Raw genomic sequence first — 24,172 nt, 5'->3', positions numbered from 1 at the left:
AGGTTGGAAGAGTAAAAACCTCACGGCAGCTCGATGATGGCCCATATGGGCCTGTGGTCGGAAACTTCCACATCGCAGAGGCATCCGTAGTCTTTGACCTTTGCCGGCCAGTCCTTCTTGAGCAGGATGTAGTCGATGTTTTCGATGTCGATGTTGCCCCAGTTGAAGGTGTAAGGCGGCCTCTCCTCAAAGGCGTCATAGTAGTCGCGCGTGAGTATGGCTATCGCCTTCTCATCCGGCTCGGCGTTGGTGTCGCCTGCTATTATCTGGGCTACCGGCTCACTCTCCGTGAACTTGAGGAGCTCTTCCGCCTGCATCGCCCTTTCCTCAGGTGAGAGCCCCATGTGGACGTTGACGAGGATTAATCCGAGCTCATCGATGGTCACCTTCTGAGCCGGCCTCGCCTGTCCGACGCTCTCGAGGTTGAGTTCACTCTCCGTCTTCATGTGCCAGTGCGAGAAGACCGCTATGCCGTAGGTTCCTTCAACGGCCGGCTTGTACTCGTAGGCGTAGCCAAGATAAGCTGAAATCATCAGCGGGACGTCCTGGTAGCCGTTGCCGATCATTCCACCGACGACCTCCTGCGCCGCCCAGATATCAGGCTTCTGCTCCTTCAGGAGGCTAATCAGCTCGTAGCCGTTGAACGCCCCTTGGTAAGGCCCGAAGCCCTGGTGGACATTGTAGCTCCAGATGAGGACGTCCTTCTTGGCCTCAACGTAAGTCGGGCCTGCGTTGAAGAGGGCGAGAACTATTATCGAAACCACTGCGGGGCCGAGGAGCGAGCCCGCTATTTCTTTAGCGTTTGGAAGCCTAACCTCAGCACTTCCACCGTAGCTCGCGAGGGCGTAGATCACGGAAGCGGCTAGAATTAGGGCTTCAAGGTTGTCCTCCATGAAGGGCAAGCCGATGTCCCTGCCGACGTAGGCGCCCAAAGCCAAGGTTGCCACGAGGAAGAGGTAAACCGAGCCTATTACTCCGAAGCGGCTTCCCTTGGCGTTCTCAAGGAGTGCCATCGAAGAGGCCAGCGCGAGCGGGAGGCCGAGGAGGCCGAGCGGTTTAACGAAGAGCGCCGCCGCGCCCAGAACCAGGAGGAGCGATGCGATGCCCGGCTTCTTGGCCAGGTAGGGTCCAGCGAGAATTGCCAGAGCAATCACGAAGGAGTGGGCAACGAACTGGGGAAGGTAATAGACGGTAACCCCGGAATACCTCAGGACAGCGTTGGGATAGATTAGGCCAAGCTCGATTAGGGCCGCGAAGGCGTAAAGGCCGAAGCCAGGCTTTTTGAGTGTTCCCGCTTCCTTCCAGAGCGCAAAGGCTCCGAGGAGCACCAGAACCGCCAGGAGGACCCTTGTGTGGAGGAAGTCTATCGGCTCACCGCCGACGGCAAGAACCCTTAAGCTCAAATCCGCCACGAGGCCGATTGCGAGGTATTTAACGTCCAGTTCCTTGACGAGCGCGAGGGCTACTGGAATGGCCAGAGCTGCTATGAGGTGGGTGTATTCCGTTGCATCCGTGAGGAGCGACGCTAGAGCGTAAGCGACCATCACCGCTGCTCCTGCCTTCCTGCTTATCTTACCCACTAAGAACGCTGCGATTACGAAGAGGACTATCCCCAGCGCCGAGGGAAAGTTGGCACCATAGAAGAAGGTCTTCTCCAGACTCGAGTAAGCGCCAGCGACGAAAACCCTCAAACTCGATGCCAGCAGAACTCCAGTTCCTATCCCGAGCAGCACCCTGTCCTTCTCGCTCACTTTCATGGTATCACCTAAGGATGTGGTTCAACCTGGGAGGACTTAAAGTTTGCCCGCAGTGGCCGTCTCGATTGGTCTCACGAGGGATATAGAAAAGAAAAGGGCTCACCTGAGCTTTCTCAAAGCCATCTCGGCCGCAACGCTTATCGGATCTATCGTCGGGCTTATCGGCGGGGCGTAAGCCGTTTCGAGGTAAACGACGTCATCAACCGTTGCGCCCTTCTGTGCCAACGCGGAGAGGGTCATTATCCTGCCCCAGACGCGCTCGCCGCCGACTATCTGCGCGCCGATGAGCTTCCTGTCGTCTTTCCTGAAGATGACCTTAACTGTTATCGGCTTGCCGCCGGGGTAGTACTCGGGCTTGGTGGAGCCCTTGAACTTACCGACGGCTATTTCAACGCCCTCTTTCTTCGCCCTATCCTCCGTTATGCCGAAGGTGCCAATCTCAAGGCCGAAGAGCTCGGTTATTGCCGTGTTGAAGACCGGCCTGAAGGAGACGTCCTTTCCTGCTATGTGCTCGGCGGCAACCTTGGCCATTCTAACGGCGCTCGTTCCGAGCTGGCTGAGGATTCTCTGTCCGGTAACGGCGTCAATAACTTCCGCACAGTCGCCTATCGCGTATATGTCCGGGTCGCTCGTCTGGAGGTGCTCGTTGACGACTATTCCGCGGTTCACCTCAAGTCCTGCCGCCTTGGCGAGGTCAACGTTGGCCCTCACACCGGTGGCGACGAGAACCAGATCAGCCTCGACTTCCTCATCGCCTATCTTAACCGCCTCGACCGGGCTTCCGATTATCTCGCTCACACCGACGCCGAAGCGGAAGGAAACGCCGTGCCTCTCCATCTCCGTTTGAACGAGCTTGGCGGTATCCTTGTCCAGCATCGTGGGCAGAAGCCTGTCCAGCAGCTCGACGACGAGGACCTCCATGCCGAGCTTTGCGAAGGCCTCGGCACCTTCAAGACCGATCAGGCCAGCACCGATGACGACGGCCTTCTTCGGCTTTCTCTCGGCTATGTAGGCCTTTATCTTCCTCACGTCGTCGAGGCTCTTGAGCGTGAAAACTCCTTCGTTCTCGACGCCCTTGATCGGCGGAACGAAGGCCTTTGAGCCTACAGCCAGAACGAGCTTATCGTAGGGAACTTCGCCCTTGTCTGTAATGACAACCTTCCGCTCCCTATCTATCTCCTTGGCCTCGGTGCCGAGCATGAGGGTTATTTTCTGCTTCTCGTAGAACTCGTTCGGGAAGACTATAACATCCTCGGGCTTCTCTATCGTGCCGCTTATCACGTGGGGGAGCGCGCACGGAGAGTACTGCATCGTCTCCTCCTTTCCGATAACGGTTATCTCAGCTTTCCTGTCGAGCTTCCTCATGAAGAGGGCGAAGTTGCTCCCCGCTGTGCCAGAACCGATGACAACGATTTTCATAGGTACCACCGGAGAAAAAGAGGAAGGAGGGATATAAAAATCTGCCCTTAACCGAAGGTTAGTTAGCGCATCCATTTGCGAGCTATGACCGGGACGGTGCCCTTATTCAAACGCCTTAACAAATGATGTAAGAAATCAGGGCTCCACAACCGTCCCGCTGTGCTTCCCCTTTATCACGTCGAAGAGACTGTAAGCGTCCTTCTTGCCCACGATGTACGTCCTTATCTTTCCGCGCTGGATGAACTTGGCAGCGAGAGCATCGACGACGCCGCTTCCTCCGGCTTTGGCTTCTCCCTCCATCGCTATCTCGACGAGCTGGTCAACGGTGACCTTCGGCAGCTTCTTTGCGTCAGGGTTCTTCCTCGGGTCGCTGTCGTAGACGCCGTCGACGTTGGTGACCACGACCAGAAGGTCCGCCTGCAGGTACTCCGCGAGAAGGGCAGCGACTGCATCGGTCGTGTGGCCTGGGTGAGTTCCGCCCATTATCGGTATCTTCTTGAGCTGTATGACCTCCCATGCCTTCCTGAAGTCCTGGACGACGAATGGGTAGGCTTTTTCACCGAGGGCTGCTATCAGCAGCATCGCGTTGGCCCTCGTGATGTGTATGCCTATGTAGTCCTTGAAGGTCTCGTTGGGCGTGAAGGTCTTCGCAGCCTGGATGTACTTGCGCGCCACTTTGCCGCCGCCGACTACCACAGCCACCTCGTGGTCCTCGCTTATCTTGGTGAGCTCGTACGCGATGGCCTTGATGAAATCGATGTCGGGATCGTCCGGAACGAGAACAGAGCCTCCGATGTCAAACACTATCCTCATGATGACCCTCACGGTGCTAATCGGCGGCCCTTTATAACCTTTTTCTTGCCGAGAAAATAGCAAAAAGATAAGAAGTCAGTAGTAGTACCAGATGGTCTCGTAGTCCTCCCTCTTCTCCCCGATGCTCTCCAGGTAGCGGAGGTACTCCTCTATCGGGACGTCCGTGTAGGTGTAAAGCTTCGTCTCGCTGATGCCCTTCTCCCACGGGTGGAAGAGGTACACCCTGCTTCCGTCGGGCTTTATGGCTATGAGCTCCCTGTCCTGCCAGGCCCTCAGGTGGTTCTTGCCCATCCTCGGCACGTTGAATATCGGCTCGTCCGTCCTGAACTGGCCCGGTAAGAGCCTCGCCTCCTCCTTTCTCTCCTGGACGACCCTCGCTATCGGCACGAGATAGTCCCTCTGCTCGGTCTTGCCCTTTGGATAGAAGGTGTAGTAGGGGTCGATGCCAATCTTCTTGAGGGCTATCCTCAGCGCGACGTTCTCGAAGCGCCTGCTGACGTTTCTCTGGTAGACCAGCTGGTTGTAGATGTAGATGCCCTGCCTCCTGAGGTTGTAGGCTGCCTTGGCCATCTCGGGCGTTACTTCGTAGGCAGTCTCAACGTGGGTCGAGACGGCCACGTTCCTCTTGCCTGGCTCGATGTATGATCCGAGTATCTCGGCCAGCTCCTCAGTTATGCGCATTGGAACGGTCACTGGAATCCTTGTTCCCCAGCGGATGTTAATGACGTGGTCGAACTCGCTCAGGCGGGACATCATCTTGTCTATGATCTTGTTGCTCAGGGCGAAGGGGTCTCCTCCGGTTATGAGCACGTCTATCATCGACTCGCGCTCGCCGAACCACTCTATGGCCTTCTCTATCTTGTCCCAGCCCGGGAAGGAGCCGGCCATGAATGGCTCAAGGACTTCCCAGTTCCTCTGACAGTAGACGCATATCTGCGGACAGGTGTCGAAGGCCTTGAGGATCGCTATCATCACGTACCTCCTCGTGACGAGGTCTATCGGAGAGGTGTCGTGCTCGCCCATGAAGTCGAAGGCGTACTCCCTGTCCTCGCGGTGGAGTATCATGTTGTCCATGTACCACTTGGGCGGCATCACCTGCCTCCTGACGTGTCTGTCCTCCTTGTAGGGCTCCTCGAAGTCCCAGAGGTTGAGGTAGTAGGGCGTTATTCCCCAGGGGATGCGATACTTGACTGCCTTCTCGACTTCCGCCAGGTCACCCTCCGGGATTTTTACTATCCCGAGCTCGTTGAGCTCCCTGAGGGTTTCGAGGCCCTTCCTGCCCTTGAGGACGTGGCTGAACTGCCACCTGTAGTCGAACCACTCCTCATCGCCTATGCCCCAGTACTCCTGGAGCTGCTTCCTCTGCTCCTCCCTCTTCTTGATTATCCTCTCGTCGAGGCCACTCGGATAGCGGTTCAGCCAGGTCTTTATGTATTCGTAGACCTTGTCGAGGTAGTCTGAGCGCAGCTTCCCCGCTTCCCTGCCGTGAACCTTACTGAAGTCGGGTGAAACTATGCCGGCTTTTTCCAGCTTCGGCCCGAGCCATCCCTTGGAGTAGTTGGCCTTGCCAGACATGGCAAGGAAGAGGTGCCTGAACTCCTCGAGGAAGCCCTTGGTGAGAACGCTCAGGGTCTTTTCGTCGCCCTTAGCGGCCTTCCAAAGGTATTCCAGGGTTGAAAAACCAGCGGCTTTTTCGCTGTACGGAGAGAGTATGTTCTCGAAGACGTCGCAGGCGTAGACGGCGAGCCACCTGTCGATGGGGTTGGCTTCGATTTTACCACTCCGGAACTTCCATCTGAGCTCTCTAACGAACTCAAGAAGTTTCTCTCTGGCTTCCTCTGGGCTTTTGCTCTCCTGAAGAATCCTGCCAATATCTGGCAGTGGCTCAAATATTTTCATGAATTCTCCGTGTCCCACCCCCTGCTCAAGGCCCCATGGAGACTCCTCAACTCCAAAGGCCGAAAGGGCACTCTCAACCTTAATCACGGTAATCACCTCTAGACTTTTAAGAGGACAGAAAGAGGCACTAAAGCCCGTATACGGGCGTTAATTCTAAGAAGGCCTATTTAAATTTTGCCCTTATCCCCGAATAACATGCATTACATTGTGTAAAAAACAAAAGAATATTTAGCAAACTTTTGGAATATGTCAGCCTATCTGGAAGGCCGAGCTCCTCAGCTCCCCCCTCTCGAAGCGGTAGGGGTCGTACCACTCCCAGTCGAGCGGAACCCTGCTCCTTCCCTCCGCTATTAACTCCGCCATCGCCTGGGCAACGGCGGGAGCCATCATGAAGCCGTGCCCGCTGAAGCCGGCAGCGATGTAGAAGTTCTCGAGGAGCTTTCCGATGGCAGGGTTCTTGTCGGGGGTTTTGGCGTAAAAACCTGCCCACTGGCGGACGATGTGTGCGTGGCGGATGGCCGGGATTATCTTCACTGCGTATCTCAGCACGCCCCTCAGGAAATCGTAGGTTGGCTCGTAGTCGTCCAGACTTTTGGCCTCGTGCTCTATTCCCGAGCCGCAGATTATTCCGCCGTCCTCGCCGTCTTGAATAACGTAGCTGTCGTTCCAGCTCGGTGGGCAGACGAGCGGCTCGACCTGGCCTTCCTTAAGAGGCTCGGTCTTCACGAGCTGGTGTTTGTAAGGGGTTATCGGGATCAGGTCCTTCTTAAGTCCTGCCATCTCGTTAATCAGCGGCGCCCAGGCGTTGGCCGCGTTTAGAACCGCATCGACCTTAACACTCTCAACCTTCCCGTTGCTTCTGAACTTAACCGCCTTAGCCTCATCACCTTCGCGCTCTATTCCGATTACCTCGGTGTGCTCCCTGGCATCGACGCCCAGCTCCTTGGCCTTGGCCAGATACGCGAAGAGCGTCTTGAAGGGATTTGCTTTACCATCCATGGGGTTCCAGGCCCCGGCCAAGAACGGCTCGGTGTTCAGGATGGGAACGATTTCTCTGGCCTCGTCCATGTCTATGAGCCTCGTGGGGACGCCGAAGCGGTTCTGGAGCCGGATGTTGTTTTTGAAGGCTTCGACCTCCTCCTCGCTCGTGGCTAGGAAGAGGTATCCCGAGTGCCTGAACCCTATCTCCGCTTCGAGTTCCTCTCCAAGCTTCTCCCAGCGTTCGATGGAGTACTTCATGAGCCTTATGTTCGCCTCATCGGTGAACTGTGCCCTTATACCGGTTGCACATCGGAAGGTGGAGCCAGAGCCGAAGTAGTTCTTCTCGAAGAGTATAACGTCCACGCCGAGCTTCGCCAGCTCGTAGGCCGTAGCAACTCCGATTATCCCGCCGCCGATTACCGCTACCTTACTCATCGTCACCACCCACGAGAACTTCGACGCGAACTGGCATTATCGGCACCCTGGTGTTAGGGAGGGGTATATCCTCGGGCTTCTTTCCAGTCTTCCTTGCGAGGATGGAGATTACTATCGGGATGCACGTCCTCCCCTGGCATGGCCCCATGCCTATCCTGAGGAGGCGCTTTATTTCCTCGATGTCGGTGATGCCAGAGTCTATAAGCCTCTCCACGTCCTCAACGGTTACATCGTTACAGCGGCAGACTATTCTCTGACCGTCAGTCATTATTACCACCTCTCTCAACCCGGACGGCCCTCACTTCCCAGGCGAGCTCTGTGGGAATCTCCACGGTGATTATCGGGGTGTCTCCCCTGCTCTTCTCCCTCGGGACTACCGTGAGAACTTTTCCCTTACCAACAGGCTCTCCGACGCGATTGAGGAGAATGACCTCCTCGCCCCGCTCTGGAAGGAGCAGAAGCTCGTGAGGCATCGTTATCCTCGCCTTATCGCCAACGTAGTGTATCATGAAGAATGCCAGCCCAGGGCATATCTGAACACAGAGGGAGCAGCCTATGCACTTCTCGTAGTCAACTATCGGCAAATCGTTCGGCGTGGGCATGCTTATCGCCCCGGTGGGGCATATCTCTCTACAGGGAGCGCAGGGTATCTCCTGTGGGCATTCGGGGACGGCAACTGGTCTTTTTCTTAGACGCTCCTCGCTCGGCCTTGGAATTATTTCGAAGAGCTCCTCGGGAGTGATGTATCCCTCTCGCAGGTAGTTGGGCATCTCGCTCATTCTCTCACCACCAGAGCCTTCTTTATTCCCTCAAGCACGTGTCTTCCGAAGGGCCCGCTTCTGAACTCCTCCAGATCCTTTTGCGCTTTTTCAAGCTCTTTCAGCCAGCCCTCGTCGGCTATGCCAAGTCTAAGCGCGGCTGCTATCCCTGCTATCTTGCCTTCGAGCATAGCTGTCGTCGCTTCCTCTATTCCTGCGGAATCTCCAGCCACGAAGATTCCCCTCACGGTCGTTTCCATCCACTCGTCCCTTACAGCGACGTGACCGCTGAGCTCTCTGATGTACCTTATCTGACAGCCGGCCTGGTGGAGGAGTTCTATGCTTGGCCTCAATCCTACGGCAAGGGCTATGACGTCGACCTCGAAGGTCTTCTCCGTTCCCGGAATAACGTTCCAGTTCTCGTCGAGCTGGGCAACTACAGCTCTCTCGACTTTTTCCTTCCCTTCGGCTCTCAGAATCGTGTGTCTCGTGAGTATCGGGATTCCCAGGCGCCTGACCTTGGCCGCGTGGACGAAGTAGCCTCCGACTTTGGGCATCGCCTCGACTATCGCGGCAACATCAACGCCCGCTTGGACGAGTTGGTAGGCCAAGATAAGTCCGACGTTGCCTGCTCCGACAATGAGAACCCTATCGCCCGGCTTCACACCGTAGGTGTTCATCAGCGTCTGAATAGCTCCGGCCCCGTAGATTCCGGGCAAATCGTTGTTCTCGAAGGGTATCATCTTCTCCATAGCGCCGGTTGCCACTATAACCGCTTTTCCATGGAACTCGATCAGCTCGCGGTTGTTTTTGACACCCAGAACGAGCTTTTCGTCTCCTTCCTGAAAGATGCCGATGGCAGAGGTTTCTAAGAATATCTCGACGTTCTCCCTCTTCCTGATTTCGTCCTCCAGAATCTTCGCTATCTCGACACCCCTAACGCCAGCGAACTGCTCTCTCTTGCCAAAGAACTTGTGGGTCTGCTTGACCAGCTGGCCGCCGAGCATTGGATTCTCCTCAAGCAGGATAACTTTGGCACCGGCATCGGCCGCATGGATTGCCGCCATCAGTCCGGCTGGCCCCCCTCCGATGATGACGATGTCTGCCTTCACGACCTTGGCGTCCTTCCACTCTGGCGGCTTTGCGTTTTTTGGGAGTTCAGCTTTTCCCCTCTGGCGCTCAATGACCATGCCGTCCTCGACAAGGGTTATGCACGTCCTGACGTTCGGTATTCCATTTACGACCATTAGACAGGAGGAACACTTTCCTATAGCGCAGAAAAGCCCCCTGGGACGTTGATTATTTGCCGAATAGTTCAGTATCCTTATTCCAGCGGCGTGCAGAGCGGTTGCAATGGTTTCGCCCTCGTAGGCCTTGATCGGTTGGCCATCAAAATATATCGTGACCTCTCTGCCACGCTCAAAGCGGAGAACAGGATGTTCTTTAAGGCGCATGGTAATTCACCTAGGTGTTAATAGATTATGTCTATTTATGAGTATTTTTTAACAGTAAGGTTATTCACCTTTGGTTTAGGAGACATAAATGTTCATGGATGAGCACTTTTGATTCACCAAACCTTTATATATCCGGGTAGTTTACCTTACTTGGCGGCGGGCTAGGCCGGGGGGTTCGGCGTCCCCTGTAACCGGAAACCGTCGATATGCCGGGGCCGAAGCCCGGGGGGCGGTTCCCAAAGCCGTCCCCGGAAGCCGGGGCACAACGATGAGCCCTCGTCCCACGGGGCCGGCGGTGGGCGGGGCGGAGCTGGAGGGCTCCGCTAACGCCCTTTGCCCGCCGAACCCCGCCAGGCCCGGAAGGGAGCAGCGGTAGGCGGGACGTTCGGCGCTCGTGGGGTAGCGGGGGTGAGCGAGCCCCGGTGGAAGGGAGCGGTGGAGGGTTCCCACCCCCGGGCGCGCCCGCCGCCGTTAGAAATCCACTCTTTTTTAAGGCTGATGACAAAAACCTTAATAGCCAACCGAATCTTTTGCCTTTGAGGTGTTAAAGGTGGCCAAACTTGAAGTTGAGGTTGCCGGGATTAAGCTTGATAACCCGCTCATTCTTGCCTCCGGCATAAACGACAAGACGCCTGAACAGTGGATAAGAGCCCACCGCGAAGGAGCGGGCGGAGTTGTTACAAAGTCGATAGGAATCGAGCCGAGAAATGGCTACGACAACCCCACTATCGTGGAGCTCCCCTATGGACTGATAAACGCGATGGGACTGCCGAATCCCGGCTGGAATGGCTTTCTGGAGATGGTCGAAGGCTACACCTTTGACTTTCCACTAATAGTCTCGATATTCGGCGGAACACCGGAGGAGTTCGCCTTTCTCGCTGAAAAGCTGAGCGACGTGGCAGATGCTTTCGAGCTCAACCTTAGCTGCCCCCATGCGAAGGGCTACGGCATGGAGATAGGTCAGAGGCCGGAGATGGTCTATGAGGTCGTCAAAGCAGTAAAGGACGCGACGGATAAGCCAGTAATAGCGAAGCTCACTCCTAACATTGATGATATCACAAAGCTCGGACTTGCCGCTGAAAGGGCTGGAGCAGATGCGGTCTCGGCCATAAACACCCTCAAGGCTATAGCCATAGACGTCTACGCGAGAAGGCCAATACTGAGCAACCGAGTCGGCGGCTACTCCGGGCCGGGTGTCAAGCCCGTCGCCCTGAGGGCTGTGTATGACCTTGCAAAAGTCCTCGACATTCCGGTCATTGGAATCGGGGGAATAACAACCTGGCAGGATGCCGTGGAGTTCCTCTTGGCAGGGGCGAGCGCGCTCCAGATAGGAACTGCGGTTTCCCTTCGCGGCTGGGGAGTTTTCAGGGAGATAAACGCAGGCATTGAGAGATACCTTGAGGAGGAAGGCTTCGGGAGCGTGGAGGAGATAGTGGGCCTGGCCATGGAGTAGGTTTTTAACCCCAACATCACTTTTGAATCAAAAAGAGAGGGTGATAACATGAAGCGCGCGGTCGTTCTCTTCAGCGGTGGGCTCGACTCGACGGCCTGCCTCTACTGGGCGAAGAAGAACTACGACGAGGTGATAATGCTCACCGCAAACTACGGCAGCAACGAGGAGAAGGTTACGAACAGGGTTGCTGAGTTTTTCTCCAAAGAACTCAACGTTCCGCTCAAGGTAGTCCGCCTTGACTTCCTCGAGGAGTTCTCGAAGCTCAGGGGGACAACGCTCGTCGGCGGTGAGACGCCAAAGGTTACCGCCGAGGAGCTCGAGGATATAAGCGTTGCCCAAGAAACAGCCAAAAGCGTCTGGGTTCCGGCTAGAAACGTCGTCCTCATAAGCGTTGCAGCATCGCTTTTGGACGCCCTCGGCGGCGGGGACATAATAGTTGGCTTCAACGCCGAGGAGGGAGCGACCTTCCCAGACAACACGCCGGAGTTCGTCGAGAGGATGAACGAGATGCTGAAGTACGGCACCATGGCGAAGGTTAAAGTTGTCGCCCCGCTCATCGAACTCGACAAGAAGGGCATAGCGAGGCTTTTGAAGGAGCTCGATGCCAAATACGAGTACTCTAACTCTTGCTACATGCCGAAGGGCTTCACCGATGATGGGAAGCCAATACACTGTGGTGAGTGTGAGAGCTGCGTGAGGAGGCACCGCGGTCTTATCGAGGCCATCGGCGAGGACAGGACTGTCTACGCGGTGGAGCCGAAGATTTAGACCACCTTTCTCTGTTCTTTTCACTTAACTTGGTGTGTAGTGAGCACCTCGACGCTCACCGCAAGATTTATAAATCCCGGTTTGCCCCTTATCTTTGGGCATGGGGCGGTAGCTTAGCCTGGGAGAGCGCCGGACTGAAGATCCGGGTGTCGGGGGTTCAAATCCCCCTCGCCCCACCACTTTCTCTCAGTGCGGTGGTAGTCTAGCCTGGTCTAGGACACCGGCCTTCCAAGCCGGTGACCCGGGTTCAAATCCCGGCCACCGCACCATTACAGCCCTTTGCTTCGCAAAGCGCCGCTTTCGCTAACGCTCAAGCATCCTGACGGATGGTGGAAAACTTCTGACTGCTTTTGAAATACTGGCTTTTGAGAGTGCACTTGCTCAAGTGACAGAGTTTAAGCGGATTTCTTTGTTAACTGGCCATTTTCGATGAGTCTCTCACGGTATGACACCCGAAGGGCGTCAAAAAGAAAAGCAGACTCTTCCCGACGTGTTGAGACGAAAGTCTCAACATGCGAAGGCAAATGTTGTTCACCTTCGCGTTCTGAGACTGTTGTCTTAGCCCCTCCAGCGAAGCTGAAGGAACTTCGCAGGACTCTTCATTCGCTAGCTTTAAGTCAAGCTCACGTTAAACTCGCGAGTTTGAGAAGATAACTCTTTGATCAACCTTCATTCGCCGGAGCCGGGGGACTGAGACGACAGTCTCAGGATGCACAGGCAGAAGTGTTGTTCAGCTCTTCAGCTCCATTCTGACCTCCTCATCCAGCAGTATGAAAAGCGCCAGTGCTGAGAGCAGCGTTAAGCTTACCGCTGGAACTGACAGACCGATGAGAACCCACAGGAGGCCAAAGAGGAAGTCGAGAAGCGCTATGTGCGGGGAGACGTCCACGATGAGCTCATGGCCTTTTTTGATACCGTAGGAAAAGGCCAGATGAATTGTTGCGATTATCATAAAGCCCCAGAATGTGTATTTCTCTCCAACGCTTATAGCGGCCAGGCCGTAGAAATACGCCGAGAGAATTAAAAAGAAGGAAAAGACAACCGTTTTAGGCCGCATTGCCCAGCTCCTCCACGGGGAGCTTCATTCTTGAGACTGCTATAAGGGTCAGGATTCCGAGGAGCGGCATTAAGGCCAGCTCCCCTAGGGCCAGTGCGGTGCTCTGCCTTGCGAGTATATCCGTAACGGTCGGTGCCACCGCGTTGGCCGAGTTGGAGATTAGCCCGAGGGCGAACGAGGCCTTCGGGAAGATGCTCTTTGGATATGTCGCCGGGGCGCTCGTCCAGAACGCCGGGCCAGTTCCTTGGAGGGCCCCAATGAGGACAACAGAGGCGAGCGCTAGGGTGTAGTTGCCGTCGAGCATGGCCTTGGCGTAGATGGCAAGTCCTATGAAGGAGACAGCATAGGAAAATATCATGACCTGGACGATGGCCTTGAAGAGTCCCCTGGCGGTTGGGTTCTTCCTTGAGAGCATGTAGCCGATGTAGCCCATGCCTATTGACCAGAGGGCCTTGGATATGTTGAGGCTCGTGCTGAGTGTTGCCACGTGATCCTTAGTCCACCCCATGTTGTAACCGAGGGAAGCTGAGAAACCCACGATGGTGAATATGACCCACAGTGCTGGGAAAAATGTGAAACCGAGCACCCATGTGAACTTCATCTTCCAGACGTTGACCTTGGTGGTTGTCTCACTCTTGTGGGATATCTCAAAGTCTTCAGTGAGAAGCCACCAGATGGCGAGAACCGCGTACATAATAAGAACCGTGCTCCAGAAACCACCCTTCCAGCCGAGGGCTTCAACCGCGTATTTGGCGCTCATGCTTCCAAAGACTCCTCCCCAGAAGATGCCCGAGAGAATTATGCCCTTGGCAAAGGGTCTCTCGGCGACGAAGAAGTGGGCTATCTGAGTGCTGAAGAGGGGGACAAGGGTGACGACAAAACCCTGGATAAATCTCAAGAAGACGACAACGTACCAGTTCGGTGCGAGGGGGATGAGTGCTTGGGTTATCGCGGCCCAGCTCAGGGCTATGGCAACGCTCCTCTTGAAGCTGCCTTCATATATCTTAGTATGACCGAGGAGGAAAGCGATGAAAAGACCGAAAACATAAGCTATGTGCTGCCACTCGTAGGTATTAGCATCTATTCCGAAGTGAGCCATAACATCGGGCTTCGCAACTGCCATCATGCTCAGCGTTCCGAATCCAGCCGTCATGACGAGAGTATCGAGCAGAACCGATTTCCACCGTTTGTCCATGCTATCTCTCCTCCCTACAGCTTTCCAAGTATCATCAGCACACCGAAAAGAATGAAAAGCCCTCCTGCTACCTTGTGGACAACGTCGAGGGGGAGAACATCTCCGAGTTTGTCGCCCAGAAAGGCCCCGATGAGGTTGACTGCCGCGAGACCGAGAATTGCACCGATGAAGGCCGTCTTCCAGCCGTACTTGGAGGCAAAAGCTATGGTGGCAAGCTGAGTCTTGTCGCCCAGTTCAGCAAGAAAAATTGCAATAAAAACCGCGAGTATTCCGTCCATCACCTTCACCGTCATAGTTCTGAGAGGGCTGCCTTCATCCTCTCCATTGCCTCGATTAGCTGGCTCTTCTTGGTGGCGTAGCTGATTCTAATGTAACCCTCGCCGGCCTTTCCGAAGGCCGTTCCAGGTATGACGACAACTCTGGCATTCTCCAGGAGCCACTCAGCGAAGTCCTCGCTGCTCATGTCGAGCTCCGGATCTATCTTTGCCCATATGTAGAAAGCACCCTTCGGCTTGAAGGGTGTTATGTGTGGCATCTTGTTGAGGTATCTGAGAACGACTTTCCTTCTCTCGGCGTAGGTCTGGCGCATTCTTTCAACGGCTTCCCAGCTGCGCTTATCGCGAAGGGCGGTTATTCCCGCTATCTGGACGAAGGAGGTGACGTTTCCGACGACGTAGGCGTGGAGCTTTATCATATCTCTTATTACCTGGGTCGGGGCTATGGCGAATCCGAGGCGCCAGCCGGTCATGGCGAAGGTCTTGGAGAAGCTGTTCGCTAAAATCGTGTTGTCTGGGGCGTACTTTATCATCGGGTAGTGTTTTGCTCCCTCATAGAGGAAGTGCTCGTAGGGCTCGTCGCTGAGGATGTAGAGGTTGTAGTCCTCGGCTATGTCGGCTATGGCCTTTACGGTCTTCTTCTTGAGTATGGCTCCGGTGGGGTTGTTCGGGTAGTTGATGACGAGCATCCTCGTGCGCTTGGTTATGGCCTCGACGAGCTCGTCTGGGTCAAGCTGGAACTCGTTCTCCTCACGGAGGGGAATCCTGATTATCCCCGCTTCTGCTATCTTGGCATCCTCAACGTAGCAGACAAAAGCCGGATCTGGAATGATAACGTCGTCATCCTTCTCGAGGAGCGTCTGGAAAGCGAGATATGTAGCTTCGTAAGCGCCGGCGGTAACGATTATATCGTTTGGAGAAACGTCCACCTTATAGTAGCTCTTATAGTATTCGGCTATCGCCTCTCTGAACTCTGGAATGCCCGCATTGGGCGTGTAATGGGTGTATCCCTCATCGAGGGCCCTTTTTGCGGCCTCTTTGATGATTTCAGGCGTGTCAAAGTCGGGTTCGCCGATGCCCAGGGAAATGACGTTTTCCATCTTTGACGCCTTTTCGAAAAGCTCTCTGATCTTTGAGCGTTGAATCAGGTTTATACGCCCCGCAAGGAAGTACTTGCGCTTTTTATATTTCATGAGCACCACCCCAAGCAGTCCAAAATGAGGAAGGGATTTTATAAATCTATCCTAGAGGAAGTACAGAAAATAGTCATATGGTCCCTATAAAACTTCAACAAGTGCTGCTTTTTCAAAAAAAGTTTTCACTTTTTCTTTATCACAGTCGTCCATCGGCAGCTCTTTCAGGCCCAGCTCCCGAATAATGGCCTCCATCCTGCTACGGTTTCCAAAGACAATGAGATAATTCTCCCCGTTCCTAACTCCGTGCTGGGCTATGGCGTCTTTTATCTGTAGGGTTCCGGCGAGGCGGAGGAGCAGCTCACCACTTAGGGTTCTTGCGTGGTTTCTACCTCTCTCGAATGAGCGGATGGCTAAGAGTGCTGCAAATGCCGCCGCTTCCCAGCATTCGGTGTAAACGATCTGAAAGTCCCCGCCCAGCTTGGGGATGAGCTCATCTGCGTTTTTCACGTGAACTTTTGCAATGTAGAGGTTATCCCTTATTTTTCTCATCGAGCCACCCAAAGTTAGCTGAAATCTTCGACGTTAAAACCCTTTCTCCCCTCCGTCTTTTCGAGGATTAATGTATTTTTTGTTCATCTAAAATTTTTTCAAAATTTTTTTGAAAATTATAATATGGTGGTAATATTAAGCAAGCGCAAAGTATTTAACTAATTAAAGCACTACTTATTTTAGCAGCTTATTAGACTAGGTGGTGCAGTGATGAGCAAGATGCGCGTCATTAGTGTACAGCTCCCGCAGGGTTTGATAAACGCCATGGATCAGCTTGTTAGAAAGGGAGTCTATCCCAACAGGAGTGAGGTGATCAGGGAGGCAATCCGCGAGCTTTTGAAGAAGGAGCTGTACCAGCTCGAGACTGAGGAACGCTCAACACCAGATTACATCATGAAATAAGCTGCTGAAATCACGGTTAAAATAACTTTCAATGTAATTGCCTATGAACCGAGGGGGTTGGGGCCATGGTATTTAAGCTCCTAGAGCAGGCCGGAATTAAACTGGATTTGGATGATGAGCCGAAAACAGCGAAGCTTGATGAGTTCTCCGAAGAGAACCTTGAGGATCTGATAAGAATTGTCATAGTGGGTGTGGGTGGTTCTGGAAACAACACGATAACCAGGCTCTATGAGCTTGGTGTTCAGGGTGCTGAGCTTATAGCCATGAACACCGATGCCCAGCATCTTGCTAGGACCAAAGCTCACAAGAAGCTCCTTCTGGGTAAGGAGATAACCCATGGTAAGGGTTCTGGAGGAAACCCGGAGATAGGCTACCGTGCTGCCGAGGCGAGCGCCCACGAGATTGCCGAGACCATAGGTGATGCTGATCTGGTTTTCATAACCGCCGGTATGGGTAACGGCACGGGCACGGGTGCTGCTCCAGTCGTTGCCAAGGTCATCAAGGAGCGCGCGAGGCACAACGGTCGCTTTAGGGAACCGCTTGTCGTCAGCGTCGTTACGTTCCCCTTCAGGAACGAGGGTAAGATTAGGATCGAGAAGGCCAAGGCGGGCATAAAGGCCCTCATGTACTACTCGGATACTGTCATAATCATCGAGAACGACAAGCTCCTTAAGCTAGTTCCCAAGCTTCCGATAAACGCCGCCTTCCGCTTCGCCGATGAGATAATCGCCAGGATGGTTAAGGGAATCACGGAGACCATAAAGCTCCCGTCGATGGTTAACATTGACTTCGCCGACGTTTACAGCGTCATGCACAACGGTGGGGCAGCCCTCATTGGAATAGGTGAAAGCGACTCCAGCAACAGAGCCGTCGATGCCGTCAAGAACGCCCTAGAGAACAAGATGCTCGATGTCGAGTTCGGAAGCGGCGATAAGGCGCTTGTCCACTTCACCGTTGGTCCCGATGTCAGCCTTGGCGAGATAAGCGCTGCCATGGACGTTGTCTACGAGAAGCTCGGTGAGAAGTCGGAAATCAAATGGGGTGCAAGGATAGACGAGGACATGGGTAAAGTTGTTCGTGCAATGGTAATCATGACCGGAGTCAAATCACCGCAGATATTCGGCGGTGAGCAGGCCCTCCGCATTGGCACCGAAAAGGAGAACCTTATAGCGCCTGAAGAGATCAAGCCGTTCCCATCAAAGGGCAAGGACTTCAACGAGATATTCAGTGCCATCATTGGGAGGAAGAACGAGAAGGGCCTTCCACCCTACGCGAAGAGGGTTCTCGACGGCTTTATAGACTTCACATGATTTCTTTCCACCTTTAACCTTTAGGCGGGTGATTCTAATGGCAGTGGTGATTAGCATAGCCAACCAAAAGGGTGGGGTAGGGAAGACAACGCTCACCATGAACCTCGGCCACGCGCTCGCCGCCATGGGGAAGCGCGTTCTTCTGGTAGACATTGACCCGCAGTTCAATCTCACATTTGGGCTCATCGGCATGGAAGTGCTCAACTACGAGGAGAACAACGTCGGAACAATAATGACACGCGAGAGCAGCGTCGAGGAAACCATCGTGGAGGTTAAGGAGAACCTCCACCTCATACCATCGCACCTCAACCTCTCTGCCAAGGAAATAGAGATAATCAACGCCTACAACCGCGAGAGAAGGCTTGAGAAGGCAATAACCCCGGTTCTGCCCGACTATGACTACGTGCTCATCGACAACCCGCCAAGCATGGGCATCTTCCTCGTCAACTCGCTCACCGCTTCCGACTACGTCCTCATCCCGCTCGAGCTGAGTTACTTCGGCGTCATCGGAATGCAGCTCATGTTCAATCTAATGCGCATGATAAGGGAAGAAACCAACGAAAACCTCAAGCTCCTCGGCCTGGTTCCCAACAAGTTCACGCGCCAGACCAAGGTTCCTAAGACCCGCCTCAAGGAGTTGAAGGAGGCCTATCCCGACGCACCGATTCTGACCACGATCCCGAAAGCGATAGCACTCGAAAAGGCACAGGGTATGGGGTTGAGCATATTCGAGTTTGAGGGTGATGGCAGGGCCGCAAAGGCCTTTTCAAAGCTCGCCAGAGAGGTGGTTGAACTTGTCGAGGAATAAAATCCCAAAGCTTTTTGATGGTTCCGTTAACGAGCTCACCAGGCCGTCAAGGCCCAAGAGGAAGGAGGAGAGGGTCAAATCGGTGGACCTCAAGAAGGAAAAGAAGCAGAAGACCCTTTACATAAGCCTCGACATAAACAGGAAGCTCATCGAGCTCTACGGAGAAGAGGGCAGGAGGCAGAGCATTATCGTCGAAGATGCCGTCAACCTATACTACTACCTCAAGCAGGCTCTTGGCGAGAAGAAGTTCGACGAGCTCATGAGCGCGGTCAGGAGGGAGGATCCCGAGTTCCTGAGGGAGTACATGGAGAAGTTCAAACTCTAACGTTAATCAAGCCCGTGGAATAACCCGCTAAAATCAGGCCCCAACTCCCGTTGGGATTAAATCAGAGTGCAATCACTCGCAGTAGGTCTCCACTATCCTCTGGATTATTTTGCTCGTCTTTGCCCTGTCGTCCTTGTAGAGGTATGGAATCCTTATGACCTCGGCCTGGATGCCGTGCTTTTCCAGCTCCTCCTTGAGCCTCTCGCAGCTGAACCTCTGGTCAGGTCCGATTGCTATGATGTCTGGGTTTATCTTTTTCACTAGCTCATAGTCTATCGTCCCGGGGGTACCTATGTAGACCTCATCGACCATCCTCAGAGCCCTCAGGAGTTCGGCTCTGTCCTCGGCTGGGTTTATCGGGTTGCGGCGCTTCTGCATTCTAACAGTTTCGTCGTGGGCGACTATGACTACCAGCTCATCGCCTAAACTTTTGGCCTGGCTCAAAAAGTGGATGTGGCCGACGTGGAGGAGGTCAAAGACCCCGCCCACGAGCACCCTTATCTTCTTTCTCATTTCATCCCACCGTCAGCTCCCAAATCTTGTCCTTGGCGTGGTGGATTACCTTCACGGCTTTGCCCTTGGGTTTTTCCTTCATCTTCTTGCCGTCCATTAGTGCTATCCCTATGGCCAGAGGCCTTCCGTAGTCTTCCTCAACGACGAAGACGAAATCCCCTTCTTTAATTCCCTCGTCGGCGTCGGTTATGCCTGGTGCCATAACGTCTGCCCCTTTTAGGATGAAGGGAACCGCTCCAGCATCAACGACGACTCTTCTCTTCCACTTTCTCAAATCCTCTTCGTTAGACAGCTCGTAGAGCGCTATGACAAGCGGAAAGATGAGGCCCTTCCGCCTTATGAACGTCGGCCTGCCGTTGACGAGAATTATCTCTGTAGTCTTGTCGAACTCCGCCAGTTCAACCCGGTCCTTCTTCCTCACGAGCTTTTCCGCCACCTCTTCACCGAAAATTTCACTCATCTCGCGGATGATTTCCTTTATCTCCTTCTTGCTAAGGGGGTGCTTGACCTTCAGCTCCATGACTCACACCTCCTCAATCTCTTCGTACAGCCTTTTGGCGCTCTCCCGTGGATTCTCGCTCGCGTAGATGCTCCTCCCGACTATGATGTAGTCAGCGCCAGCCTTTAAAACCGCACGTGCATCTCCCCCCTGGGCGCCGACGCCGGGGGTGAGTATTTTAATCTCTGGTTTGAGCCTCTCGCGGATATACGCGACGCGCTCGGGCCTCGTAGCGGGGGCTATGACGCCGAAGGGTCTCAGCTCGTTGGCCATCTCGATTAGCTTATCCGTTACTGGCTGGATGAACTCTTTTGCTCCGGGGTGGCTCATCTCGACGACCATTATCGTTTTCCCGAGCTCCATGACGGCTTTAACACTGTCCCTCCCAACGAAGCCGTGGGCTATAATGTAGTCGGCTCCTGCCTCAAAGACCCTGCTCGCTATCAGCTTGTTGGTGTTCGGGATGTCGGCTAACTTGAGGTCGGCTATTATCGGCAGCCCAGTGACCTGCTTAAGCTCGGTGATGATGCCCAGCCCAGAGCCTATTATGAGAGGCCAGTTCACCTTCACAGCCCAGAGGTACTCAGCGGTGCACTCGGCTATCTCAAGGGCCTTTTCACGTTCATAAACGTCGAGGGCGAGGATCAGCCTGCTCATTCCCTCACCTCACGAGTGATTTAATGTCCTCTGGCAGCTCGCTCTCCTTCAGGAAAACCGCAACGTGATAGGCGCTCTTCATTGCATCTGGCTCCTTCTCCGCCCACGTCACCACGACGAGGTCGTCCTCCCCGAGCTGGAAGGCCTGGGTTATTCTCTCCGCCAGCTCGGGCATGGTTTCGCTTAGGGACCTTCCGTCCTCCGGAAAGACAGGCTCTCCATTCCTGATGAGCAGTATCATAGCTCCCTTAGCGAAGAACCTTATGGCCTCATCGCGGAGCTCTATGCTCTTGAACTTCGGCGGGTTCTTAACGACGAGGGCGTAGGCTAGGTAACCGTCGATTTTTCCCACCTTGTGAACCTCGGAGAAGTGTTTTGAAATTTTTCCAAGGAGCTTCATGCCTTTCTCGTTGAGGGCGTGTCCCCTCTGGGTGGACTCGATAATTTCGAGATTAGCGAGCTTCTTCAGGAGGGTCCTAACACTTCCCTCTCCAAGGTCGAGAATCTCCGAAATAGTTTTTCTACCCGTGGGGTTCCTCAGCATGAACAGAATCGCAACGGCATCCTCAAGCGTGAACTCTGGATAGGCTCCCCTCTTCCAGCTCATCGGCTTCCCTCCGAGAAAAGTAGGGCAAGGAGATTAAAACTTTATTGGAAAAGGGAGAAAGGCTCAGAGCCACTTGGGTTCGAGACCGGCCCACATGCGCATCTTCTCGTGGGCGATGATCCTCGGGATGTTGCCCTTCTCCTTCGGTCCTGGGTTCTTCATGTAGAAGGCGTTGACCTCGTAGACGGTTCCGTAGGCCTTCTTGTCGAGGGCTATCTTGCCGAGCCTGGCGAGGTCAACGAGCAGGCCGGCCAGAGCAGGGCTGTCGTTTATCCTGCCGGTTATGACGAGCTCGTCGTGGGCGCCGTTGAAGCTGACGTACTCGATGTGCATGGCGATGAACTTCTTGTCGCCGAGCGGCTCGAGGAAGCCGGTCGGCTTGATGTAGTGCGGCGCGTCGTAGCCGAGCAGGTCCTTGACGATGGAGCTCTTGGTGAACTCCTTGCTCTTGTTCCTCTCCTTGTCGGTGAGAGCCAGGAAGTCGTTGTTTCCACCGATGTTGAACTGGGCTATGTCGAGGACGTAGCGGTTCCTCTGGGCGAGGTGGCTGAGTACGTCGGCGGTGAGCGGGGTTGCACCGGTGGCACCGTCGTCACCGAAGATAACCATGTTGCTCTCCTTGGCGAGTTCTACAAAGACCGGGTCGTTGGCGATGAGGGTCGGAATAGCGTTGACGAAGGCAGCGCCGCCGACCTCCTTGGCGTACTGGGCAATGGCGTAGGCGTAGACCTGCGTTGCCGTGAGCCTGTCCCTGTTGTCCTCCTCGATGGCCTTCTCAAGCTCCTCCCTGCTCTCGAAGGGAACGAAGGCCTCGGTGGTGCAGACGTTGATGAAGACCTCAGCCTTGAGCTCCTTCCACTCGTTTACGAGGTGCTCGATGGCATCCTTAAGGCTCATCTCGTCCTCCAGACCAACGGCCTCAATCGGCAGGTTCCTGAGGCTCCTCAGGTGGATTCCCTTCCTCACGGTTATTCCCTTGAGGCTCTCTGGCGCCTCTGGATCGTAGGCTTTGACGACCTCATAGAGATCCTTGCCGACCTTAGAGGCATCGACGTCGTAGGAGCCGACTATTTCAATGTCCTTTATCTTAATTGGAAGCTCGTCGGCCAGGGGGACGCCGTAGGGCTCAAGCTTTCCGGCCTTTATCTTCTCAAGACCGCTCGCAAAGATGCTGGCAACGTAGCCCTGTCCGAGGATAACAACCCTAACCATCTTCTTCCACCTCCCTTTGTTGTTATTTGGATATTTTACAGCAGTTAAATAGTTTTTGGTGGAAAAACGATTTTATGAATTTTTGAACATTCCTTCCTTCCCAGTTTGCCCGATTGCCGTCCAGAGAACCGCCTCCAAAAATTTTATAAATAACAAAACCTGAATAAAAGATTGCGTTTGCCCGCTTTCTAAAATAACTCCCTCCGGGCCTTTTTGGGCTCGCTTTTGAAGACTTCGGATGGTGGTGGCCATGAGGGCCGCGGCGCTGTGGCTGGTTGCACTGGTGATTTTCGGAGTGATTGCCAGTGGCTGCATAGGAGGAGAAGAAACGAAGACTTCTTCTGCGGAGGTTCAGCTTACGGGGGACTTTACAAAGGACGCCGTTGAGATAGGCAAGATTCTAGAGCAGAATGGAGTTAAGGAGGTCAAGTTCTCCGCATGGGGTTCCGGCGACCCCAACAGCGTGATGAGGGTTTATGGCATAGTTGAAGCGGCGAGGAGGATAAACAAAATCTGGGCCGACAACGGTATCAACGTCAAAATCGTGATAACCGACACTCACTACGTCGCCTCCTTCCAGGACGCTTACAAAGAGTACCTAAGCAAGCAGCCCCTTGGACAGGCCGGGGACTTCTTCGTCAACAGCTACGCCTTCCTGCCGACCCTGGCCGATGAGGGCTACATCCTTGACATAACAGACTATGCGAAGGCCTACCAGAGCGTTATCGACGACTTCTATCCGTCCCTGATTGAGGCCTCAAAGTACAACGGAAAGCTCTACGGCCTGCCTCAGGATACCGAGGCGAGGCCCCTCTACATAAGGAAGGACGTCGCGGCGAAGATAGGCTTCGACCTCAACGGTCTCGACGAGAAGGTGAAGAACGGTGAGTTCACATGGAGCGACATCTACTACTGGGCCAAGAAGGCCAAGGATGAGGGAGCCGCCGAGTGGGGGCTGATACACAGGAAGGGTTCGGCCCATCCCGACCTGATACAGTTCATCTTCGCCTTCGGGGGCAGGCTCTATGACCCAAACACCGGAAAGCTGGTCGTTGATGTTCCGGCCGTTTACAAGTGGCTCTACGTTGAGTGGAAGTTTGCCCGCGATGGCCTCCTTCCTGAGGACATAATGAGCTGGGACTGGGCCAAGCAGATACATCCAACGGTGGTCGAGGGGAGAACGCTCTTTGACATAGGCGGAACGTGGTACTGGACCGAGTGGCAGACCAAGCAGTACTACGCCAAGGGCGGAACTCCGAGGGGCCTCAAGCCCGAGGAAGTGAAGGAGTGGTTCTACTACACGCTCTTCCCGGCGGGTGAGAAGGGCGAGAAGCCGGTAACGCTGAGCCAGCCGTTCGTCTGGATGATAAACTCCAAGGCCGGCCAGCTGAACCCGAAGTACGATGAGCTCAAAGATGTCTACCACAAGCTCGCCTTCCTGATGCTCATCAAGGCCAGCGACCCGGACATAAACGCCATACACAGCGTCATCTCAGCCCACCTGCCGGTAAGAAAGGGGGCGGCTAAGCTTATCAAGGACGAGAAGTGGCTCAACGACCTCAAGGCCCTCAACCTTGACCTCGACCCAGCCGTCAAGGACAACATAAAGGACATAGTTCAGGCGACCGTCAACCCGATAAACGCCGAGTTCCTCGCCAACGTCAGCTACATGCTGGAGTACACCCACCTGGCTCCTGCTCACCCGAAGTATCCTGCCCTGGCCGACATCTTCAAGGAGGCGGTTGACAAGGTCCTCAGGGGCGAGATGAATCCGGACGAAGCCGTTAATTACATAATTCAGAAGGTCAATGCCGATCCCGAGCTTAAAGATGCCGTCGAGATACAGGGGGAGATACCCAAAGACTGGAAGTTCCCCCAGGGATGAGGTGA

Annotated in this window: 25 protein-coding genes, 2 tRNA genes and 1 other RNA gene; 10 read left to right on the top strand and 18 right to left on the bottom strand. The window is 54.4% G+C overall.

Annotation, left to right across the window (positions count from 1 at the left end; genetic code table 11):
- Window positions 1-20 precede the first annotated feature (20 nt).
- From E3E23_RS04525 to E3E23_RS04490, 8 genes are all read right to left on the bottom strand, one after another.
- On the bottom strand, window positions 21-1,757 hold the full coding sequence (locus E3E23_RS04525; protein ID WP_167906784.1) for an endonuclease/exonuclease/phosphatase family protein: 1,737 nt from the start codon (window positions 1,755-1,757) through the stop codon (window positions 21-23).
- A 99-nt stretch (window positions 1,758-1,856) separates the two neighbouring features.
- The gene (locus tag E3E23_RS04520) at window positions 1,857-3,176 is read right to left on the bottom strand and encodes an NAD(P)/FAD-dependent oxidoreductase (RefSeq protein ID WP_167907425.1); all 1,320 of its coding nucleotides are present in this window, start codon (window positions 3,174-3,176) and stop codon (window positions 1,857-1,859) included.
- A 135-nt stretch (window positions 3,177-3,311) separates the two neighbouring features.
- Complete coding sequence (gene pyrH, locus E3E23_RS04515; RefSeq protein ID WP_167907424.1) at window positions 3,312-3,989, bottom strand: UMP kinase; 678 nt, start codon at window positions 3,987-3,989, stop codon at window positions 3,312-3,314.
- Window positions 3,990-4,064: 75 nt separating this feature from the next.
- Window positions 4,065-5,975, bottom strand: coding sequence for a KamA family radical SAM protein (locus E3E23_RS04510; RefSeq protein WP_371807520.1), 1,911 nt, complete (start codon window positions 5,973-5,975; stop codon window positions 4,065-4,067).
- A gap of 162 nt (window positions 5,976-6,137) precedes the next feature.
- Window positions 6,138-7,304 carry an FAD-binding oxidoreductase gene (locus tag E3E23_RS04505; RefSeq protein WP_167907422.1) on the bottom strand — a complete coding sequence of 389 codons (1,167 nt, stop codon included), beginning with the start codon at window positions 7,302-7,304 and terminating at the stop codon, window positions 6,138-6,140.
- Window positions 7,297-7,572: a (2Fe-2S)-binding protein gene (locus tag E3E23_RS04500; RefSeq protein ID WP_167906783.1), complete on the bottom strand. Its 276-nt coding sequence runs from the start codon at window positions 7,570-7,572 to the stop codon at window positions 7,297-7,299. The genes E3E23_RS04505 and E3E23_RS04500 overlap by 8 nt, the downstream gene beginning before the upstream one ends.
- A complete protein-coding gene (locus E3E23_RS04495) occupies window positions 7,565-8,083 on the bottom strand; it encodes a 4Fe-4S dicluster domain-containing protein (RefSeq protein WP_167906782.1) in 519 nt (172 codons plus the stop codon). The genes E3E23_RS04500 and E3E23_RS04495 overlap by 8 nt, the downstream gene beginning before the upstream one ends.
- Window positions 8,080-9,516 carry an FAD-dependent oxidoreductase gene (locus tag E3E23_RS04490; RefSeq protein ID WP_167906781.1) on the bottom strand — a complete coding sequence of 479 codons (1,437 nt, stop codon included), beginning with the start codon at window positions 9,514-9,516 and terminating at the stop codon, window positions 8,080-8,082. The genes E3E23_RS04495 and E3E23_RS04490 overlap by 4 nt, the downstream gene beginning before the upstream one ends.
- 154 nt (window positions 9,517-9,670) lie before the next feature.
- Between E3E23_RS04490 and ffs the strand changes: the two genes are divergently transcribed.
- The 5 genes from ffs (at window position 9,671) to E3E23_RS04465 (ending at window position 12,006) form a co-directional block, all read left to right on the top strand.
- Window positions 9,671-9,984: signal recognition particle sRNA (gene ffs, locus E3E23_RS04485), an RNA gene on the top strand.
- Between the two features lie 82 nt (window positions 9,985-10,066).
- Window positions 10,067-10,969, top strand: coding sequence for a dihydroorotate dehydrogenase (locus E3E23_RS04480; protein ID WP_167906780.1), 903 nt, complete (start codon window positions 10,067-10,069; stop codon window positions 10,967-10,969).
- A gap of 48 nt (window positions 10,970-11,017) precedes the next feature.
- Window positions 11,018-11,737: a 7-cyano-7-deazaguanine synthase QueC gene (gene queC / locus E3E23_RS04475; RefSeq protein WP_167906779.1), complete on the top strand. Its 720-nt coding sequence runs from the start codon at window positions 11,018-11,020 to the stop codon at window positions 11,735-11,737.
- 102 nt (window positions 11,738-11,839) lie between these two features.
- Window positions 11,840-11,916 (top strand) — tRNA-Phe (locus E3E23_RS04470).
- Window positions 11,917-11,928: 12 nt separating this feature from the next.
- Window positions 11,929-12,006 (top strand) — tRNA-Gly (locus E3E23_RS04465).
- A 461-nt stretch (window positions 12,007-12,467) separates the two neighbouring features.
- Here the strand turns inward: E3E23_RS04465 and E3E23_RS04460 are convergent.
- The 5 genes from E3E23_RS04460 to cgi121 all read right to left on the bottom strand — a co-directional run bounded on the left by E3E23_RS04460 (window position 12,468) and on the right by cgi121 (window position 15,949).
- A complete protein-coding gene (locus E3E23_RS04460) occupies window positions 12,468-12,794 on the bottom strand; it encodes a hypothetical protein (protein ID WP_167906778.1) in 327 nt (108 codons plus the stop codon).
- Complete coding sequence (locus tag E3E23_RS04455) at window positions 12,784-13,989, bottom strand: MFS transporter (protein WP_167906777.1); 1,206 nt, start codon at window positions 13,987-13,989, stop codon at window positions 12,784-12,786. The genes E3E23_RS04460 and E3E23_RS04455 overlap by 11 nt, the downstream gene beginning before the upstream one ends.
- A gap of 14 nt (window positions 13,990-14,003) precedes the next feature.
- Window positions 14,004-14,267, bottom strand: coding sequence for a TMEM165/GDT1 family protein (locus tag E3E23_RS04450; protein WP_167906776.1), 264 nt, complete (start codon window positions 14,265-14,267; stop codon window positions 14,004-14,006).
- 11 nt (window positions 14,268-14,278) lie between these two features.
- Window positions 14,279-15,457: a pyridoxal phosphate-dependent aminotransferase gene (locus E3E23_RS04445; RefSeq protein ID WP_167907421.1), complete on the bottom strand. Its 1,179-nt coding sequence runs from the start codon at window positions 15,455-15,457 to the stop codon at window positions 14,279-14,281.
- An 84-nt stretch (window positions 15,458-15,541) separates the two neighbouring features.
- A complete protein-coding gene (gene cgi121, locus E3E23_RS04440) occupies window positions 15,542-15,949 on the bottom strand; it encodes a KEOPS complex subunit Cgi121 (protein WP_167906774.1) in 408 nt (135 codons plus the stop codon).
- A gap of 210 nt (window positions 15,950-16,159) precedes the next feature.
- On the opposite strand from cgi121, the gene E3E23_RS04435 reads away from it, so the two are divergent.
- The 4 genes from E3E23_RS04435 to E3E23_RS04420 all read left to right on the top strand — a co-directional run bounded on the left by E3E23_RS04435 (window position 16,160) and on the right by E3E23_RS04420 (window position 18,794).
- Window positions 16,160-16,351 carry a ribbon-helix-helix domain-containing protein gene (locus E3E23_RS04435; protein ID WP_068664356.1) on the top strand — a complete coding sequence of 64 codons (192 nt, stop codon included), beginning with the start codon at window positions 16,160-16,162 and terminating at the stop codon, window positions 16,349-16,351.
- Window positions 16,352-16,416: 65 nt separating this feature from the next.
- Window positions 16,417-17,661 (top strand): cell division protein FtsZ, encoded by a 1,245-nt coding sequence (gene ftsZ, locus E3E23_RS04430; protein ID WP_167906773.1) that lies wholly within the window; start codon window positions 16,417-16,419, stop codon window positions 17,659-17,661.
- A 37-nt stretch (window positions 17,662-17,698) separates the two neighbouring features.
- Window positions 17,699-18,469 (top strand): ParA family protein, encoded by a 771-nt coding sequence (locus tag E3E23_RS04425; protein ID WP_167906771.1) that lies wholly within the window; start codon window positions 17,699-17,701, stop codon window positions 18,467-18,469.
- Window positions 18,456-18,794 (top strand): CopG family transcriptional regulator, encoded by a 339-nt coding sequence (locus E3E23_RS04420; RefSeq protein WP_167906770.1) that lies wholly within the window; start codon window positions 18,456-18,458, stop codon window positions 18,792-18,794. Before E3E23_RS04425 ends, E3E23_RS04420 begins: the two co-directional genes overlap by 14 nt.
- A gap of 72 nt (window positions 18,795-18,866) precedes the next feature.
- Here the strand turns inward: E3E23_RS04420 and E3E23_RS04415 are convergent, their stop codons facing one another.
- The 5 genes from E3E23_RS04415 to E3E23_RS04395 all read right to left on the bottom strand — a co-directional run bounded on the left by E3E23_RS04415 (window position 18,867) and on the right by E3E23_RS04395 (window position 22,282).
- Window positions 18,867-19,307, bottom strand: a complete 441-nt coding sequence (locus E3E23_RS04415; protein WP_167906769.1) for an adenylyltransferase/cytidyltransferase family protein — start codon at window positions 19,305-19,307, stop codon at window positions 18,867-18,869.
- Between the two features lies 1 nt (window position 19,308).
- Window positions 19,309-19,827 (bottom strand): RNA-binding protein, encoded by a 519-nt coding sequence (locus E3E23_RS04410; RefSeq protein ID WP_167906768.1) that lies wholly within the window; start codon window positions 19,825-19,827, stop codon window positions 19,309-19,311.
- Between the two features lie 3 nt (window positions 19,828-19,830).
- Window positions 19,831-20,463: an orotidine-5'-phosphate decarboxylase gene (gene pyrF, locus E3E23_RS04405; RefSeq protein ID WP_167906767.1), complete on the bottom strand. Its 633-nt coding sequence runs from the start codon at window positions 20,461-20,463 to the stop codon at window positions 19,831-19,833.
- 4 nt (window positions 20,464-20,467) lie between these two features.
- On the bottom strand, window positions 20,468-21,070 hold the full coding sequence (locus E3E23_RS04400) for a DUF4443 domain-containing protein (protein ID WP_167906766.1): 603 nt from the start codon (window positions 21,068-21,070) through the stop codon (window positions 20,468-20,470).
- 63 nt (window positions 21,071-21,133) lie between these two features.
- Window positions 21,134-22,282, bottom strand: coding sequence for an inositol-3-phosphate synthase (locus E3E23_RS04395; protein WP_167906765.1), 1,149 nt, complete (start codon window positions 22,280-22,282; stop codon window positions 21,134-21,136).
- A 250-nt stretch (window positions 22,283-22,532) separates the two neighbouring features.
- Here E3E23_RS04395 and E3E23_RS04390 point away from each other — a divergent pair, with 250 nt between their 5' ends.
- Entirely contained in the window at window positions 22,533-24,167 is a 1,635-nt protein-coding gene (locus E3E23_RS04390; protein WP_167907420.1) for an extracellular solute-binding protein, read from the top strand.
- Window positions 24,168-24,172 lie beyond the last annotated feature (5 nt).

It is taken from the genome of Thermococcus sp. CX2 (genome assembly GCF_012027555.1).
GTDB lineage: Archaea > Methanobacteriota_B > Thermococci > Thermococcales > Thermococcaceae > Thermococcus.
Note: the sequence above shows the minus strand (reverse complement) of the source record. Positions and strands in the feature narration are given on the sequence as shown.